This window comes from Amnibacterium soli, assembly GCF_039544415.1.
Lineage (GTDB): Bacteria > Actinomycetota > Actinomycetes > Actinomycetales > Microbacteriaceae > Amnibacterium > Amnibacterium soli.
In genome coordinates, this window is the sequence record NZ_BAABLP010000001.1 from 150,099 (window position 1) to 166,760 (window position 16,662).

General features: G+C 72.9%; 14 protein-coding genes. 5 read left to right on the forward strand and 9 right to left on the reverse strand.

The window, feature by feature from the left end:
• Positions 1-22: 22 nt before the first annotated feature.
• The 8 genes from ABEA53_RS00740 to ABEA53_RS00775 form a co-directional block, all read right to left on the reverse strand.
• Positions 23-1,174 carry a Gfo/Idh/MocA family protein gene (locus tag ABEA53_RS00740; RefSeq protein WP_345478984.1) on the reverse strand — a complete coding sequence of 384 codons (1,152 nt, stop codon included), beginning with the start codon at positions 1,172-1,174 and terminating at the stop codon, positions 23-25.
• Complete coding sequence (locus ABEA53_RS00745) at positions 1,174-2,184, reverse strand: sugar phosphate isomerase/epimerase family protein (protein WP_345478985.1); 1,011 nt, start codon at positions 2,182-2,184, stop codon at positions 1,174-1,176. Before ABEA53_RS00745 ends, ABEA53_RS00740 begins: the two co-directional genes overlap by 1 nt.
• Positions 2,185-2,225: 41 nt before the next feature.
• Entirely contained in the window at positions 2,226-2,936 is a 711-nt protein-coding gene (locus ABEA53_RS00750; protein ID WP_345478986.1) for a ThuA domain-containing protein, read from the reverse strand.
• On the reverse strand, positions 2,933-4,972 hold the full coding sequence (locus ABEA53_RS00755; RefSeq protein WP_345478987.1) for a GMC family oxidoreductase N-terminal domain-containing protein: 2,040 nt from the start codon (positions 4,970-4,972) through the stop codon (positions 2,933-2,935). Before ABEA53_RS00755 ends, ABEA53_RS00750 begins: the two co-directional genes overlap by 4 nt.
• Positions 4,973-5,060: 88 nt before the next feature.
• Positions 5,061-5,942, reverse strand: coding sequence for a carbohydrate ABC transporter permease (locus ABEA53_RS00760; protein WP_345478988.1), 882 nt, complete (start codon positions 5,940-5,942; stop codon positions 5,061-5,063).
• The gene (locus ABEA53_RS00765; protein ID WP_425550576.1) at positions 5,939-6,913 is read right to left on the reverse strand and encodes a carbohydrate ABC transporter permease; all 975 of its coding nucleotides are present in this window, start codon (positions 6,911-6,913) and stop codon (positions 5,939-5,941) included. Before ABEA53_RS00765 ends, ABEA53_RS00760 begins: the two co-directional genes overlap by 4 nt.
• Before the next feature lie 87 nt (positions 6,914-7,000).
• Positions 7,001-8,323, reverse strand: a complete 1,323-nt coding sequence (locus ABEA53_RS00770; protein WP_345478990.1) for an ABC transporter substrate-binding protein — start codon at positions 8,321-8,323, stop codon at positions 7,001-7,003.
• Positions 8,324-8,521: 198 nt separating this feature from the next.
• Positions 8,522-9,544, reverse strand: a complete 1,023-nt coding sequence (locus tag ABEA53_RS00775; protein ID WP_345478991.1) for a LacI family DNA-binding transcriptional regulator — start codon at positions 9,542-9,544, stop codon at positions 8,522-8,524.
• 237 nt (positions 9,545-9,781) lie between these two features.
• Between ABEA53_RS00775 and ABEA53_RS00780 the strand changes: the two genes are divergently transcribed.
• The 5 genes from ABEA53_RS00780 (at position 9,782) to ABEA53_RS00800 (ending at position 14,778) form a co-directional block, all read left to right on the forward strand.
• The gene (locus ABEA53_RS00780; RefSeq protein ID WP_345478992.1) at positions 9,782-10,972 is read left to right on the forward strand and encodes a mandelate racemase/muconate lactonizing enzyme family protein; all 1,191 of its coding nucleotides are present in this window, start codon (positions 9,782-9,784) and stop codon (positions 10,970-10,972) included.
• A 21-nt stretch (positions 10,973-10,993) separates the two neighbouring features.
• Entirely contained in the window at positions 10,994-11,590 is a 597-nt protein-coding gene (locus tag ABEA53_RS00785) for a TetR/AcrR family transcriptional regulator (protein WP_345478994.1), read from the forward strand.
• A gap of 65 nt (positions 11,591-11,655) precedes the next feature.
• Positions 11,656-12,168: a flavin reductase family protein gene (locus ABEA53_RS00790; protein WP_345478995.1), complete on the forward strand. Its 513-nt coding sequence runs from the start codon at positions 11,656-11,658 to the stop codon at positions 12,166-12,168.
• Positions 12,165-13,538 carry an NtaA/DmoA family FMN-dependent monooxygenase gene (locus tag ABEA53_RS00795; RefSeq protein ID WP_345478996.1) on the forward strand — a complete coding sequence of 458 codons (1,374 nt, stop codon included), beginning with the start codon at positions 12,165-12,167 and terminating at the stop codon, positions 13,536-13,538. Before ABEA53_RS00790 ends, ABEA53_RS00795 begins: the two co-directional genes overlap by 4 nt.
• 61 nt (positions 13,539-13,599) lie before the next feature.
• Positions 13,600-14,778 (forward strand): ROK family protein, encoded by a 1,179-nt coding sequence (locus ABEA53_RS00800; protein ID WP_345478997.1) that lies wholly within the window; start codon positions 13,600-13,602, stop codon positions 14,776-14,778.
• On the opposite strand, the gene ABEA53_RS00805 is transcribed toward ABEA53_RS00800, so the two are convergent.
• The gene (locus tag ABEA53_RS00805; protein WP_345478998.1) at positions 14,775-16,502 is read right to left on the reverse strand and encodes an aldehyde dehydrogenase family protein; all 1,728 of its coding nucleotides are present in this window, start codon (positions 16,500-16,502) and stop codon (positions 14,775-14,777) included. The two genes, ABEA53_RS00800 and ABEA53_RS00805, sit on opposite strands and share 4 nt — an antisense overlap.
• Positions 16,503-16,662: the final 160 nt, after the last annotated feature.

The window sequence follows — 16,662 nt, forward strand, 5'->3', positions numbered from 1 at the left end:
GCCCTCCTGCTGTCCCCGGGATCTACAGGGAGACCCAGTTCCCCTTCGAGTCCTCGATCGCGGTGAGCACCTTCTGCACGGCGAGGCCGTCGGCGAACGACGGCTCGGGGTCGCGGCCCTCGACGATCGCGTCCGTGAAGGCCTTCACCTCGTGCGTGAACGTGTGCTCGTAGCCGAGCCCGTGACCCGCCGGCCACCAGGCGCCGACGTACGGGTGCTCCGGCTCGGTGACCTGGATGCGGCGGAAGCCGTTCTCGGCGGCGGGCTGCGTGAAGTCGAAGAACTCCAGCTCGTTCATCCGCTCGAAGTCGAACGCGAGCGAGCCCTTCGACCCGTTCAGCTCGATCCGCATCGCGTTCTTGCGGCCCACCGCGAAGCGGGTCGCCTCGAACGTCGCCAGGGCGCCCTTGTCGGTCCGCGCGACCCAGACGGCCGCGTCGTCGACGGTCACGTCGCCGTGCTCCGTCGACCCCTTGGCGGTCAGGCCGCCGGTCTGCTCGGCGAGCTTCGGCCGCGTCTTCACGAACGTCTCGGTGAGGCCCGAGACGCCGGTCAGCCGGTGGCCCGTCAGGAAGGCCGCGAGGTCGATGATGTGCGCGCCCACGTCGCCGAGCGCGCCCGATCCGGCCGCGTCCTTGTCGAGGCGCCACACGAGCGGGAACTCGGGGTCCGCGATCCAGTCCTGCAGGTAGACCGCGCGGATGTGGCGGATGTCGCCGATCCGCCCCTCCTGCACGAGCTGCCGCGCGTACGCGAGGGCCGGGGTGCGACGGTAGGAGAAGCCGACCATCGACCGGATGCCGCGGCCCCTGGCGGCTTCCGCGGCGGCGACCATGCGCTCGGCGCCCTCGACGGAATTCGCCAGAGGCTTCTCGCAGAGCACGTGCTTGCCGGCCTCCAGCGCGCCGATCGCGATGTCGACGTGGCTGTCGCCCGGCGTGCACACGTCGACGACGTGGATGTCCGGGTCGGCGACCGCGTCGCGCCAGTCGGTCAGCACGTTCGGGATGCCGAACGCGTCGGCGAAGGCCTGCGTGTTCTCGCGGTTCCGCCCGATCACCGTGGTGACCCGGGCCGGTGTGCCGAAGAACTTCGCGGCCTGCGCCCACCCGGCGGTGTGGATGCGCCCCATGAAGGCGTAGCCGGCGACGGCGACGTTCAGCGTCTCGGGCATCACGCACCCGCCTTCGTGCTGAAGGCCGCGTCGAACGCCGCGGCGGGCGGCTGGATCGCGTTGAGCTTCCGGACGATCTCGAGCGCCTCGGGTGCGCCGGCGAGGCGGTCCATGCCCGCGTCCTCCCACTCGACCGAGGTCGGGCCGTCGTAGCCGATCGCGTTGAGCGTGCGGAAGATGCGCTCCCACGGCACCTCGCCGTGCCCGACCGAGACGAAGTCCCAGCCGCGGCGCGGGTCGGCCCAGGGCAGGTGGCTGCCGAGACGGCCGTTGCGGCCGTCGAGGTGCGTCACCGACTCCTTGCAGTGGACGTGGAAGATCTTGTCCGCGAAGTCCTGCAGGAACATCGACGGGTCCAGCTGCTGCCACACGAAGTGCGACGGGTCGAAGTTGAACCCGAACGCCGGGTGGTCGATCGCCTCCATCGCCCGCTTCGCGGTCCAGTAGTCGTACGCGATCTCGGTCGGGTGGATCTCCAGCGCGAACCGGACGCCCTGCTCCTGGAACGCGTCGAGGATCGGGGTCCACCGCGTGACGAAGTCGTCGAAGCCCTTCTTGACGAACGCGTCGGAGGCGGGCGGGAACATCGCCACCGCGTGCCAGATCGACGAGCCGGTGAAGCCGGTGACGGTGTCGACGCCCATCGCCTTCGCGGCCTTCGCGGTCGTGATCATCTCGGCCGCGGCCCGCTGGCGCACGCCCTCGGGGTCGCCGTCGCCCCAGACGCGGTCGGACAGGATGTCGCGGTGCCGCTCGTCGATGGGCGAGTCGCACACTGCCTGCCCGAGCAGGTGGTTCGAGATCGTCCAGGTCTTCAGGCCGTTGCGCTCCAGGATCGCCTTCCGGTCCGCGACGTAGTCGGGGTCCTCGGCGGCTCGCACCACGTCGAGGTGGTCGCCCCAGCTGGCGATCTCGAGGCCGTCGTAGCCCCACTCGCCCGCGAGCCGCGCCACCTCCTCGAACGGCAGGTCGGCCCACTGGCCGGTGAACAGGGTGACGGGTCGCGTCATCGCGCTCCTCCTTCTCGTCTGTCTACAGGGGACGTCGCGGCTCAGGCCTTCGCCGGGCGCGCTGCCCAGAGCAGGCCCTGCTCGATGATCTTCCGGACCGACGGGTCCTGCACGATCTCGAGGCGGTGCCCGGCGGTCGAGACCACGATGTGCCCCTCGCCCCAGTGCCGGGTCCAGACGGCGGGGAACGTGACCGGGCGGTCCCAGGCGTCCCAGTCGCGCTTCGCCTGGGTCGTGGTCGCCAGCACCTCGTTGTACTCGTCGGACAGCACCCAGTACTGCTCGGAGGTGAGGGTGAAGTCGTCGACGCCGGCCGTGACCGGGTGGGTGCGGCCGAGCTCGGTGATCTCGGTCGTGTACTCCTGGTAGTTGTCGGACTGCTCGCCGGACAGCTGCTCGGGCGGGGCGATGTTCGCGTGGTGGGCGAACTGGCCGCCGATCAGCTGCAGGTAGTCGGCGCTGTTCCGGTACGAGTCGGCGATGCCGCCGTGCCAGCCGACCATGCCGGTGCCGGCGCGGACCGCCGCGATGAGACCCGCGAGGGCCTCCTTCGAGATCTCCGACATCGTGACGACCTGCACGATCAGGTCGACGCCCGCCATGCGCTCGGCGTCGGCGTAGACCTCGTTCGACTCCTCGACGACGACGGAGAAGCCGTTGTCCTCGAGGAACCCGACGAAGGAGTCGGTGGTCTCGACGGGCATGTGCCCGTCCCAGCCACCTCGGACGATGAGAGCGGAGCGGGTGCTCATGCGGTCCTTCCTGCGGTGCTCGCCGGCCACGACGACACCAGGTGCTCGGCGACGCGGAGCGCGTTCGCCACGATCGTCAGCGTCGGGTTGACGCTGCCGTTGGTCGGGTGCAGCGACGAGTCGCACACCACGATCCGGGAGGTGCCCCACGGGCGGCCGAACACGTCGGTCGCGCTGGAGGCGGGATCCGTGCCCATCCTCGCCGTGCCGCATGAGTGCTCGCCCGCGGCCGACGCGGTCGCCGTGCCGCGCTGGCGGAACACGTCGCCGGCGCCGGCGGCCAGCAGCCACTCCTCGCCGCGGGCGGCCATGCCGTCCTCGACCTCGACGGAGGCGCGGTGCACGAGCTTGCGGAGCGCGGCGCCCGGACGGCCCCAGCGGTCCTGGACGTCCGCGAGGGTGACGCGGGAGGTGGGCATCGGCACCTCCTGGCCCATGCCGAAGACGCCGAACACGTTCGCGCGGTCGCCGGCCATCCAGTCCTTGTGGCCCTTGCCCCAGGTCGGGACGCCGGGCAGCGGGTTCGACGCCCAGGTCAGGGGCAGCAGCCCCATCAGGTCGACGAGCACGCCGCCGCCCCACGGGATGGAGGCGCCGTGCACGTGGTCGAGCGTCGCGACGGAGTGCCCGGGGCCGATGTACGGCTTCACCGGCTCCGACACGGTGCCGAGCATCGTGACGAAGCGGTGGTCGTGCAGGTGTCGGCCGACGTGGTCGTTGCCGAGCCCGCTGGCGAGCAGGAGGCGCGGGGTCTCGACGGCGCCGGCCGCCACGACGACGACCTCGGCGCGCACGTCGACGCGCACCGGCTCGCCGGACGCGTTCGCCATCAGGGTGACGCCCGCCTCGCCGCGCCCGTCGCGCACCTCGACGACCTCCGCGTCGTAGAGCACGTCGCAGTTGCCGGTCGCCGCGGCGCGGGGGAGGAAGGTGTTGTGGCTGCCGTTCTTCGCGTTCACCGGGCAGGCGTGGCCGACGCACTGCGGGCAGCGCACGCAGGCGGGCCGGTCGTCGTGGGGCACGCTGTTCAGCGCGAGCGGTATGGGGCCCCAGCCCCAGCCGAGCCGGTCCGCCGCGCCGGCGAGCAGCTCGCGGGCGGGCTCCGTGCCGAACGGGGGCATCGGGTACCCCGCGGACCGCGGCGTGCGGGAGGTGAGCGCTCCCTCCTCGCCGGCGACGCCGAGCTCCTGCTCCGCCCGGGAGTAGTACGGCTCCATCGCGTCGTAGTCGACCGGCCAGTCGACGAGGCTCGCGCCGTCGGGGTTGCCGTAGACGGACGCCATGCGGAAGTCGTCGGGCATGAAGCGCCAGGCCATGCCCTGCCAGATGCGGGTGCCGCCGCCCATGCTGTCGGCGTTCAGGCCGTAGAGCCAGGCGTCGTCGGTGCCGTCGAGCACGCGGTCGCCCTCGGGCAGCTGCGCCACCCGGGGGTGGCCGGCGCCCGGGCCGGCGGTCGGGCGGTACACCGCGTTGCGCTTGCCGCGCAGGTGGTCGCCGCGCAGCGCCCGGTCCGGCACGCGCTCCGCGCGCTCGATCACGAGCACGCTGCGGCCCGCCTGCGCGAGCAGCTGGGCGGCGACGCCGCCGCCGGGCCCGCTGCCGACGACGATCGCGTCGTAGTCGCGGCGCAGCCCGCCGACGCCGACGTCGGGCACGAGGTCGGGCTCGACCGGCTCGACCCCCTCCGGCACCGCGCGGAAGCCGACGAGCGCGAGCCCGGCGGGGGAGGCGCCCTCGCGGGCGGCGTAGTAGCCCTCGAACACGATCCGGCGCAGCGCCGCGAACTCGTGGGCGCCCTCCGGGTCGGCGGCGACGGCGGCGAGCAGCTCGTCCTGCCGCTCGGGCGGGAGCTCCGCGAACGCGGTGCCGCCCGCGAGGTCCGCGAGGCGGGCGTCGAGGCGCGCGAGCGCGTCGTCCGCCCAGCCGAGGTCGGGGGAGTCGGCGAAGTAGGCGGCGACGCCGCCGTCCCAGCCGCCGGGACGGGAGTCGGGCGGGATGATGCGGTCGACCGCGGCGCGGATGGTGGGTGACGGCACGGGCATGGCTCCTCCTCGAGCGGGCGTCCATGGAGACGGGGACCCGGGCGCGAACGCCCGGATCCCCGTGTCGGTGCGGCGGGTGCTGCTAGCGGCCCGCCAGCGATCCGCCGATGCCGCCCACGCTGAAGTACTTGTTCAGGAAGACGAACAGCAGGACGGGCGGCAGCATCATGATGACCGCGACGGCCATCACCGCTCCCCAGTCGGCCGCGTTCTGCTGGAAGAACGTGTTGAGGCCGATGGGCAGCGTGTACTTCGTGGAGTCCTGCAGGAACAGCAGGGCGATCAGGTAGTCGTTCCACGCGAGGAGGAACGAGAAGATCGCGGTGGACAGGATGCCCGGCAGGGAGTTGCGGAGCACGATCCGGCGGAACCCGCCGAACACGCTCGCGCCGTCCATCCACGCCGCCTCCTCGAGGGAGATCGGGATGGAGTCGAAGTACGCCGCCATCATCCAGATCGCGACCGACATGGTCGAACCGATGTAGATGATCGCGACGCCCTGCAGGGTGTTGACGAGGCCGAGCGCGGAGAAGGTGATGAACAGCGGGATGACCGCGGTCACGACCGGCAGCGCCTGCACGACGAACAGCACCAGGGAGTAGCCGGACACCAGGCGGTTCCGCAGCCGGGACAGCACGTAGCCGGCCGGGGCCGCGATCGCCACGGAGACGACGACGGTCACGAGCGCGACGAGCAGGCTGTCACCGAGCCAGAGGACGACGTCGGTGGTCTGGAAGACCCGCGTGAAGTTCTCGAACGTGAACCCGGTCTGCGTGCTGCCCTGACCCGGCTGGGTCGAGAGGTAGAACACGGTGATGATCGGGATGATCACGATGAGCGTGACCACGGCGATCAGCAGGAAGCGCCACCACTGGCCCTTCTGCTCCCGCGACTTCGCGGTGGTGCGCTGGACCTGCCCGAGCGTCGCCGAGGTGGCGCCCGGAGCGGCGAGGGTCTGGCTCATTCGACGTCCGCCTTCTGGATCTGCCGGTACAGCACGGTCGAGATGATCACGAGGACCGCGGTCATCATGAACGCCACCGCCGTGGCGGGACCGGTCTGCAGGTTCTGGAACGCGTACTGGTACGCGAGCACGATCAGCGACGTCGTCGCGTTCACGGGACCGCCCTGCGTGAGCAGGAAGATCGTCGGGAAGTCGTTGACGCAGAAGATCGTCATCAGCACCCAGCTGATGTAGGTGGTCCTCGAGATGATCGGCAGCGTGACGCCGCGGAAGGCCTGCCAGCTCGTGGCGCCGTCCATCTTCGCCGCCTCGTAGACGTTGGTGTCCACCGACGCGAGGGCCGACGACATCATCATCATCATGAAGGGGAAGCTGATCCACACCTTGAAGATGCAGACCACGATCTGCGCCAGCACCGGGTCGCCGAGGAAGTTCACGTCGCCGAGCCCGAGCGCCGCGAGGAGCATCGGCGCGGGGCTCTGCGGCGTCGCGACCAGGAAGTTCCAGGACGTCGCGGACACCACCACCGGCACGATCCAGGGCAGCAGGAGCAGCACCTTGAACACGCCGCCGCCGGGGATGCGCGTGCGCAGCAGCAGCGCCAGCAGCAGCCCGATGATCCACGAGCCGAACACGCCGACGACCGTGAAGATCAGCGTGAAGATCGCCGACTGCACGAACTGGTCCGACGTGAGGACGTCGATGTAGTTCTGGAAGCCGACGAACGGCGTCTCCCAGGGCAGCGTCGACGGCGTGCCCTGCTGCAGCGACTGCAGGAAGGAGTAGATGACCGGGAAGAGGTTCAGCAGGATCAGCAGGACCAGCGACGGCAGCGCGAAGAGCACCAGCGTCATGCCCGCGCGGCTGAGCGGCGATCCCCGCTTGCCGGTCCGTGGTCGTGGCCCCTGACCGCCGGGGGCGACCCCGCGGCGGGCCCGATCGATGCGATCGGGAAGGGTGTCTGTCGTCATTAACAGCTCATCTCGCTCGGCGAGCGGCGGGGGCCGTGCTGGCGCACGACCCCCGCCGCCCGATCCGGTTCAGGACAGGGACGCGGCTCAGGCCTCGAGGGCCTTCTGCAGGGTCTCCAGGGCGGCCTTCGCCGTCACCTTGCCGCCGAGGACCGACTGCGCGAAGTTGATCGTCGGCTGCGTGCCGTCGACCTTCGTGACGTTCAGGAACACCGTGTTCTGACCCGGCGCACCCCACGTCTTCGAGATCGGCTGCCACACGTCGAGGATCTTCTTGTTGTCGACGTCGTTCTTGTACGCCTCGTCGGCGATCGACTTGAGCACCGGCAGGCCGATGCCGGTGTTCTTCGTCCAGAGCGTCTTCATGTTCTGGTAGTAGTACGTCAGGAACGCCTCGGAGGCCGCCTGGCTGGGGGTGTTCTTGTACATCATGATGTTGTTCGGGAAGTAGAGCGCGCCCTTCTCGCCGCCGGGACCCGTCAGCGGGTCGCCCACGACCAGGTCCTTCGCGACGTCGGCCTTGACGTTCGGCTTGGCGCCGGCGCCGTCCCAGATGCCGCCGAACTTCTTCGCGCTGACCTGCGCGTAGAAGTTGTCGCTCGTGTACGTCGCCGCACGCGGGTCGGAGTAGCCGTTCTTCACGAGGCCGAGCACCCAGTCGACCGCCTCGATGTTCTTGTCGGTCACGACGTCGGGCTTCTGGTCGCTGTTGAAGAGGCCGCCGCCGTTGTTGATCATGTGCGCCACGATCTGGTGGAAGCCGGTGAAGGCGCCCGCGCCGGAGCGCGTGCCGTAGCCGTAGACGCCGATCTTCTTCAGCTTCTTGCACATCTCCTCGTAGGAGTCCCAGTCGGTCGGCATGTCCGCGCCGGCCTGCTCCAGGAGCGCCTTGTTGTACCAGACGAGGCGCATGTCGAGGTTGTAGGGGACGGCCGCGTAGCCCTTGTCGGACTTCAGCGTGTCGACGACGCCCGGGAGGAAGTCGTCGTAGATGCCGTTCTTCTTCCAGCTGTCGAGCAGGTCGTCCGCGTACGCGATCTTGCCCTGGCTCTCGAACAGGAAGGCCTGCGTGCCGCCGCCGGAGGAGACGGCAGGGCCGTTGTTCGCCGCGACCGCGGTGGAGAACGACTGGATGAAGTTCGCCCACTGGATCTGCTGGTACTGGACGGACCCGAAACCGCTCTTCGGCTTGTACGCCGCGGCGATCCGCTTGTCCTCGGTGAGGAACGCCGGGGGACCCCACGGCATGTTCCAGAACTTCAGGGGCTTGCTCGCGTTGCCGCTGCCGCCGCTGCCGCTCGTCGATCCGCCGGTGCTGCAGGCCGCGAGTGCGCCGACCGCGAGCGCGCTGACGCCTGCGCCGAGCAGCGTGCGCCGCGTGAAGCCGGATCCGGTGGGTAGAGATGCCATCTTCGGTGTCCTCTCCGACGCCGGCTTCTTCGTCCGGTGCGTCGACTGTTCTTCGTTGAACTGCTGTGCTTCGCCTCGAGGTGTGCGGGCACGGCCCTCGTCGGCGGGGTCAGTTTTGTTGCGGTTCCCGACGATGTCAACGAAAACTTCCGCGAGTCCACGTCTCGATCAGGTCACGACGACGCGCGGGAGGACCGTTCAGGCAGGGCGCGCGGTGCTGTCCCGGGGCACGAGGTGCGTGGCGAGCTCCAGGCGCTGCTGCTCCACCGGCTCGCCCGCGGCGAGGCGCAGGACGATGCGCGTCGCCTCCTCCGCCATCCGCCGGATCGGCTGGTGCACGGTGGTGAGGCGGGGCCGCGCCCACATCGCAACCTGGGTGTCGTCGTAGCCGACGACCGACACGTCCTCGGGCACGCGCAGCCCCCGCTCCGCCGCCACCTCGATGATCCCGAGCGCCTGCAGGTCGTTGCCGGCGAACACCGCCGTGGGCCGGTCGTCCGAGGACAGCAGCCGCTCGGCCGCGGCGCGGCCGCCGGTGACCAGGAAGTCGCCCATGTGCACCCAGTCCTCGCGGACGGGGAGCCCGGCGGAGGCCATCGCGGAGCGGTAGCCGTCGAGCCGGGCCCAGGAGCAGAGCATGTGGGCGTGGCCGCCCAGGGCCGCGATCCGCGTGTGGCCGAGCTCGATCAGGTGCCGGGTGGCCGCCAGCCCGCCCGCCCAGTTGGTGGATCCGACCGACGGCGTGCCCGGCGGCAGCTCGCCGGCCGGGTCGATCACCGCGAACGGGATGCTGCGCGAGCTGAGCCGTTCGCGCAGCAGCGGGGCGGGGTCCGTCGACACGAGGAGGACGCCGGCCGGGCGCCGCTGCAGGACCCCGGGCAGCCACCCCGGACCGGGCTCGTGCCGCGCACCGCTGGGGGAGAGGACGACGCTCATCCCCTCCTGGTGCGCGATCTCCTGCACCCCCGCCATGATCTCGGACCCCCACGGGTTCGACAGGTCGGAGAACACGAGCTCGAGCAGCGTCGACCCGCGGGCGACCGTGCCTCGCCGCTGGTACGCGTGCTGGTCGAGCAGGCGCTCCACCCGCTGCCGCGTCGCCGGGGCCACGTCGGTGTGCCCGTTCAGCACCTTCGAGATGGTCGACATCGAGACGCCGGCCTCGGTCGCGAGCATGGCGAGGGTGGTGCGGCCGGGGCGGGCTGCGTCGGTGCGGCTCATGGCTCTCCTCGCCGTGGGCCGGTCGGCTTGACGTCCCGTTCCGGCGCTTCCTAGGGTGAAACACCCCGCGGCTTTCGGTCATTGTGTCGAAACTTTCGGGACGAGTTCAAGGGGGAACGCCCGATCGACACCGGATCGCCGCCCGCGGCGATCCGGGACGCAGCAGGTCGACGAGCCGACCGGGTGCGGATCGGGTGCGGTGCCGCCCGAACGCCGCTCGCTCTCGAGGAGGACAGCATGCGCATCACCGGGTTCGACACGGTCGTGGTCGACTTCTACCGGACCAACCTCGTCTTCGTCGTGCTGCGCACGGACGAGGGCCTCACGGGCGTCGCGGAGGCGACCCTCGAGGGCCAGGAGCACGCGGTGCGGGGCGCCGTCCGGCTGCTCGCCGAGAAGGTCGTCGGGCTCGACCCGACCCGGATCGCGGAGACGGTGTACACGCTGAACCGCGACGCCTACTGGCGCGGCGGGCCGGTGACCACGACGGCGCTGAGCGCCCTCGAGACCGCGATGTGGGACGTGTCGGCCCGTGCGCTCGGCGTGCCGGTCTCGCGGATGCTCGGCGGCCCCGTGCGCGACCGGGTGCGCGCCTACGCGAACGGCTGGTACTCCGGCGCGCGCGAGCCCGAGGACTTCGCGAAGGCGGCCGTCGAGACCGTCGCCCAGGGCTTCCGCGGGCTGAAGTGGGACCCGTTCGAGGCCGCCGACCTCACCGTCGGCACCGCGGACCTGCGCCGCATGCTCGAGCCCGTCGAGGCCGTGCGGGCCGCCGTCGGCGACGACGTCGACCTGTTCATCGAGGGCCACGGCCGCTTCGACGTGCCGACCGCGATCCGCGTCGGGCGCGAGCTGGAGCGGTTCCACCCCGTGTTCTTCGAGGAGCCGACGCCGCCCGACGGCATCGACGCGCTCGTCGAGGTGCGCTCCAAGATCCCGGTGCCCGTCGCCGCGGGGGAGCGCTGGTTCGGCCGGAACGCCTTCGTGCCGGTGCTCGAGCGCCACGCGGTCGACTACGTGCAGCCCGACGTGACGCACGCGGGGGGCATGCTCGAGCTCGCGTTCATCTCGACGCTCGCGGCCGCGCACTACGTCCCGATGGCGCCGCACAACCCGAGCGGCCCGCTCAGCACCGCGGCGACCCTGCAGCTCGCGGCCGCCCTGCCGAACTTCCGGTACCTCGAGATCATGGCGGTCGACGTGCCGTGGCGCGGCGACATCTCGGACGAGGCGCTCGTGCTCACCGACGAGGGCGACGTGATGATCCCCGACCGCCCGGGCCTCGGCGTCGAGCTCGACCTCGACGCGATCGCCGAGCACCCCTACGCCCGGCACCCGATGCGGATCTTCGACGACGCCGTGGCGGACATCCGGCCGGCCGACGCGCGCTCGTACTTCGGGCGCCCCGACGGCGGCGCCCGCGCCTGAACCTCTCATAGGGTCGGCGTCGTGACCACGACGTCCGACCCGGCGTCGCCGCCCGCCACCGGCCGGCGACGCCTGCTCGAGCTCGTCGCCGACCACCTGCTCGCCCACGGCGCGTCCGATCTCAGTCTCAGCGAGCTCGCCCGGGCGGTCGGCTCGAACAACCGGATGCTCCTCTACTACTTCGGCTCGAAGGAGGAGGTGCTGCAGCAGGCGACGCTCGTCGCGTTCGAGCGCTTCCCGATCCTCGAGGGGGCGCTGCGCCGGCTGCGCACGGACGACGGCGCCCTGCGCGACCGCCTCCTGCGGGTCTGGGCCGACATCGCCCACCCCGACAACCGGCCGTTCCTCGCCCTGTTCTTCCAGGCCTTCGGCGTCGCGCTGTACCACCCGGAGCGCAACGCGGAGCTGTTCCAGCGGCTCGGCGGCGAGTGGGTCGCGGAGGTGCAGCAGGCGCTCGAGGCCGAGGCGGTGCCGGCCGATCGCGCGCGGGTCCTCGCGACCCAGCTCGTCACCGCGTGGCGCGGGCTGCAGGTCTCCCTGCTCGCCGGGGCGCCGCGGGACCTGCTGGACGCCTCGTACGCCGATCTGGTCGACCGCCTCCTGCCCGTCGAGAAGTAACCCGGACGAAACACCCGGCCCCTACCGTTGAACCGTTCGGTTCAGCTCTCGCAGGAGGAGGCCCCGTGTCGCCGCTCACCGCTCTCGGCAGGGACGACGGCGCGCTGCGCCGCACGTTCGCGCTGTTCCCGTCCGGCGTCGCCGCCATCGCCGCGGAGGTGGACGGGGCGCCGCGCGTGCTCGTCGCCTCCTCCTTCCAGGTCGGCATCTCGGCCGACCCGCCGCTCGTGCTCTTCGCGGTGCAGCGCACCAGCGAGACCTGGCCGGTGCTCCGCCGCGGCGCGCGCCTCGGCGTCTCCGTGCTCGGCGAGGCGCACGAGGCCGCCTGCCGCCAGCTCGCCTCGAAGGTGGTCGACCGCTTCTCGGGCATCGCCACCGGGCGCACGGACACCGGCGCGATCCTGATCGAGGGCGCGCCCGTGCACCTCGAGTGCAGCATCGAGGGGGAGACGCCCGCGGGCGACCACGAGGTCGTGCTGCTGCGCGTCCACGCGCTCGCGACCGATCCCGCCGCGGAGCCGCTCGTGTTCCACGGCTCGACCTTCCGCCGCCTCAGCCCCGCGCCGGTCGCCGCATGAGCGGGCAGCGGCCGATCCGGATCGGCATGTTCCAGGCCGTCACGACGATGGGGCAGTGGCGGCTGCCCGGCAACACCTCCACCGACTTCCTCGACCTGCAGCACTGGGTGACGATGGCGAAGCGGCTGGATGCGGCAGGCGTCGACTTCCTGTTCCTCGCCGACGACTACGCCTACCCGGTGGTGGACGAGCACGTCGTGCCGCGCGCGATCGAGCGGGCGATCCAGTTCCCCAAGGCGGACCCGGTCGTGCTGCTGTCCGCCCTCGCGCTCGCCACCGAACGCCTCGGGCTCGTCGCGACCGTCTCGACGACGGTCGAGAAGCCGCAGATCGTGGCCCGGCGGTTCGCCACGCTCGACCACCTGACGGGCGGCCGCCTGGGCTGGAACGTCGTCACGGGCGCCGGCCAGAACGCCTCCGCGCTGCTGTTCGACGAGCCGCTGATCCCGCACGACGAGCGCTACGCCCGCGCGGAGGAGCACCTGCGCCTCGCGATGGAGCTGTGGGAGGGCTGCTGGGAGGACGACGCCCTCGTCGAGGACCGCGAGTCGGGCACGTACGCCGACGCGTCGAAGGTGCACGAGATCGACCGGCACGGCCGCTGGCACGGCGCCCGCGGCGTGCTCACGGTGCCGCCGTCCCCGCAGCGGACCCCGCTGCTGTTCCAGGCCGGCGCCTCCTCGAGCGGCCGGGGCTTCGCCGCGGACTACGCGGAGGCCGTCTTCCTCGCGAGCGAGCCCGCAGCGACCGCCGCGCAGATCGCCTCCGTGCGCGACCTGCTGGAGACGAACGGCCGCGGCCGCGACGCCGTCGTGTTCCTCTCCGCGGGCACCTTCGTGGTGGCGCCGACGGAGGAGGAGGCGCTCGCGAAGCGGGCGGCGCAGTCCGGCTTCTGGACGCTCGAGGACGCGGCCGCCGCCTACGCCTTCTTCACCGGCCTCGACCTCATGTCGATGGACCTCGACGGCCCGCTGACGACGACGCGCACGGAGACGGGCCGGACCAACGTCGAGCGGTTCTCCGGCGCGAACGGGGCGCCCGCGCTGACGGTGCGGCAGATCCTCGAGGAGTTCCGCCGAAACTCCGTCATGGGCGCCCCCTTCGTGGGCGACCCGGTGCAGGTCGTGGACCAGGCGGAGGCGTTCCTCGCGGAGACCGGGGCGGACGGGTTCCTCGTGCAGCCCGACCCGACCGGCACGTTCGACGACTTCCTCGACCTGGTGCTGCCCGAGATGCGGCGACGCGGCCTCGTGGCCGAGCCGGAGGCCGCACCGGCCGGGCCCACGCTGCGGGAGCGGATGTTCGGGCACGCGCACCTGCCCGCCTCCCACCCCGGCGCGTCGTTCCGGAGGGCGTCCGTCGAGGCGTGACGTCGGCTCGCCGTCCGGCCCCTCCCGCGACGGCCCGATCCGCCGTCCGTATGCTGACGAGGTGCTGACGACGGACCCGGGCGGGCGCGCCGGCGGGGCCGAGCGGCGACGCAACCTCGCGCTGATGCTGCAGCGCGTGCACCTGTCGCCCGCGACGCGCAGCGAGCTGACCCGGGAGAGCGGGCTCAACCGGTCCACGGTGGGCGCGCTCGTCGCGGACCTCGCGGCGCGCGGGCTCGTGGTCGAGGACGAGCCGGCCGCCGGCGGGCAGGTCGGGCGGCCGAGCCCCGTGGTGCGCGCGGGGGAGCGCCCGGTCGCGATCGCGATCAACCCCGAGATCGACGCGATCACGGTCGCGCTCGTCCGCCTCGGCGGGGAGGTCCTCGCCGTCGAGCGGACGCCGTTCGACGCGGCGCCGTCGGTGGACGAGGCCGTCGCGGCGGGCGCAGCGGCCGCGCGCCGCCTGCTCGCGCGGCAGCCGGACCGGCAGCCGGTCGGCGCCGGCCTCGCGGTGCCGGGCGTCGTCCGCGCCGCCGACGGCGTGGTCCGCCTCGCGCCGCACCTCGGCTGGCGCGACGTGCCGCTCGCGGCGCGCTTCGCCGAGGCGCTCGGCGTGCCCGCCGCCGCCGCGAACGACGCGGCCCTCGGCGCCCGGGCGGAAGGGCTGTTCGGCGCGGGCCGCGGGGTCGCGGATCTCATCTACCTGAACGGCGGCGCGAGCGGCATCGGCGGCGGCATCGTCGCCGGCGGGGTGCCGCTGACGGGCGCGACCGGGCACGCGGGCGAGTTCGGGCACACGATCCTCGCCCCCACCGGCGCGAAGGACACCCTCGGGGTGCCGGGCACGCTGGAGGCCGCGGTGTCGCGCCAGGCCCTGCTGCGCGTCCTGCACCTGGACAGCGCGACGCCGGAGCGCCTCGAGGCCGCGCTCACCGCCTCCGACGACCCGGCCGTCGCCCACGAGGTCGAGCGGCAGGTGAACGCGCTCGCGACCGCCATCGCGAACGCCGTCACCGTGCTCAACCCCGCGCGGGTGATCCTCGGCGGGTCGCTGTCGGCGCTCGCCGCGGTCGCCGGTCCGCGGCTCGAGGCGCTCGTCGCCGACCGGGCGCTGCCCGGCATCGACGAGCGCGTCGAGATCCGGCGCAGCGAGCTCGGCTCCCGCATCCTGCTGATCGGCGCCGCCGAGCTCGCCTTCGGGCCGCTGCTCGCGGACCCGTCCGGCCACCTCCCGCGCTAGCCCCGGAAGGCGGCCGCGAGGGCCGCGGGCAGCAGCCACGGCGCACGACCGCCGGCGAAGCCCGTGAGCAGGCGCCCCGTCGTGGCGGCGGTGCGGGCGGTGACGAACCACGGCGGCCGCGGCGACAGCGCGGGCTCCCCGGCCAGCACGGAGGCGGGGAACGGGCGGAACGGCCCGTGGACCACCGCGCGCTCCGCGCCGTCGATCAGCAGCGCGTTGTGCACGACGCCGATCCCGCTGCCGACGTCCTCCCGCGTGCCGCCCGGGAACGCGCCCCAGGGGGTGGCGGCGAGCAGGAACCCGAGGCCGGTCCACGCGTTGATCGCGATCGTGCCGTACCGCAGCGCGGCGATCGCGCGGCCGAACCCGGCCCCGAGCGATCGGCGCACGTCCGGCCGGATCAGCACGTTCGCGCCGAGCGTGCCGGTCAGCTCGTCGTTCGCCACGCGGACCGCCTCGTCGAGGAACGCCTTGCCGGTGCCCGGCACGTCGACCACGCCGAGCACGGGCGCGAACCACTCGGTCGTGCCCATCGCACCGGCGTCCTCGCCCCCGACGTCGATCAGCAGCCGGCCGCCGTCGGCTCCGAGCCGCTCGGCGGCGGGGTAGGCGGCGAGGGCGGCGGCGCTGCGGTCCGCGCTGCCCGGGTACCAGGCCGGCCGCTGCGGCGCGGCGGCGAGGGCGCGCCGCACCTGCTCGAGGAACGCCTCCCGCTGCGGCCAGTCCGTCGACAGCAGCAGCACCTGCCCGGCGATGCAGTTGTAGCCGCCGTTGTGCAGGCGCATCGTCGCGACGTGCTCGGCCTGGAACGCGAGCTCCGCCGCGGTCCACTCGCCGGGCACCACGATGATCGGCGACGCGCCGCCGAGCTCGCTCGTCACCGGCGTCTCGAGCGCCGGCGTGCCCGCGGCCCGGCGCGCGGCCGCCTCCTCGCCGGTGCCCCACACGAGCGCGTCGTGGCTCACGACGCTGCCGGTGATGTGCACGTGGCGGACGCCGGGCGCGTGCGCGAGGAAGCCGCCGACGTCGGCGCCGCCCTGCACGATGCGCAGCAGGCCGGCCTCGACCAGCGGAGCGAACGCCGCCTCGAAGGGCGCCGCCATGTCGGCGAGCACCGGGTTGAGCTTGAGGATCGCGGCGCGGTTGTGGGCGACGAGGCCGTAGAGCACGTCGAGCGGCGGGATCGCGGTGATGTTGCCGGCGCCGAGCACCAGGCCGACCCCGCCGGACTCGCCGACCCGCAGGGCGCCGAGCCCCGCGGTGAGCATCGCGCGCTGGTCCGTCGTGCCGGGCGGGAACCAGACCTCCGCCCGGAAGCCGTGCAGCAGCAGGCCCTCAGTGGCGTCGAGCGGCAGCACGTCGACCGCCCGCCGTCCGCCGGGCGCCGCGTGGAAGCGGAGGCCCCGCAGCGGGCTGTGCCCGGCCGCGAGGTCGTCGAGCGTGCTCGCCAGGCGCGCGAGGGAGGTCAGCGCCGCGTACGGTCCGGCCAGCCACTCCTCGCCGACCAGCGGGGAGGAGGAATCCAGCCCCTTGATGCGCGCGGCCGTGAGCGCCCAGTCGGCGGCGGCCCGCGAGACGGCGGCGTGCGTGCGGCGCAGCAGGCCCGCGCGGTCCTCGAGGGAGGTGACGGCCCAGCGCTCCGCGCCGGCGTCGAGCTCCGCGATCAGCGCGCCGAGGCGATCCGCGTCGACCTCGTCCCCGACCCGTGCGATCCCGACCGCCATCAGGCTCCCTCCGCCGCGCCGCCGCTCCGTGGCGCTGCCGCAACCGTAACCCCGCGGCGCCTCCGCGGGCCGGGGATCCGCCGCGCGGCCGGCGTCCGGTGCACCTGGGAGCGGGCGGTCACCGGCGTCCGCCAGGATGGGACGCAGAGGAAGAAGAACG

Coding starts and splice junctions, on each gene's coding strand:
- ABEA53_RS00760 (WP_345478988.1), bottom strand. CDS start 5,942: ATGAGCCAGACCCTCGCCGCTCCGGGCGCCACCTCGGCGACGCTCGGG.
- ABEA53_RS00765 (WP_425550576.1), bottom strand. CDS start 6,913: ATGACGACAGACACCCTTCCCGATCGCATCGATCGGGCCCGCCGCGGG.
- ABEA53_RS00805 (WP_345478998.1), bottom strand. CDS start 16,502: ATGGCGGTCGGGATCGCACGGGTCGGGGACGAGGTCGACGCGGATCGC.
- ABEA53_RS00775 (WP_345478991.1), bottom strand. CDS start 9,544: ATGAGCCGCACCGACGCAGCCCGCCCCGGCCGCACCACCCTCGCCATG.
- ABEA53_RS00750 (WP_345478986.1), bottom strand. CDS start 2,936: ATGAGCACCCGCTCCGCTCTCATCGTCCGAGGTGGCTGGGACGGGCAC.
- ABEA53_RS00740 (WP_345478984.1), bottom strand. CDS start 1,174: ATGCCCGAGACGCTGAACGTCGCCGTCGCCGGCTACGCCTTCATGGGG.
- ABEA53_RS00795 (WP_345478996.1), top strand. CDS start 12,165: ATGAGCGGGCAGCGGCCGATCCGGATCGGCATGTTCCAGGCCGTCACG.
- ABEA53_RS00745 (WP_345478985.1), bottom strand. CDS start 2,184: ATGACGCGACCCGTCACCCTGTTCACCGGCCAGTGGGCCGACCTGCCG.
- ABEA53_RS00780 (WP_345478992.1), top strand. CDS start 9,782: ATGCGCATCACCGGGTTCGACACGGTCGTGGTCGACTTCTACCGGACC.
- ABEA53_RS00770 (WP_345478990.1), bottom strand. CDS start 8,323: ATGGCATCTCTACCCACCGGATCCGGCTTCACGCGGCGCACGCTGCTC.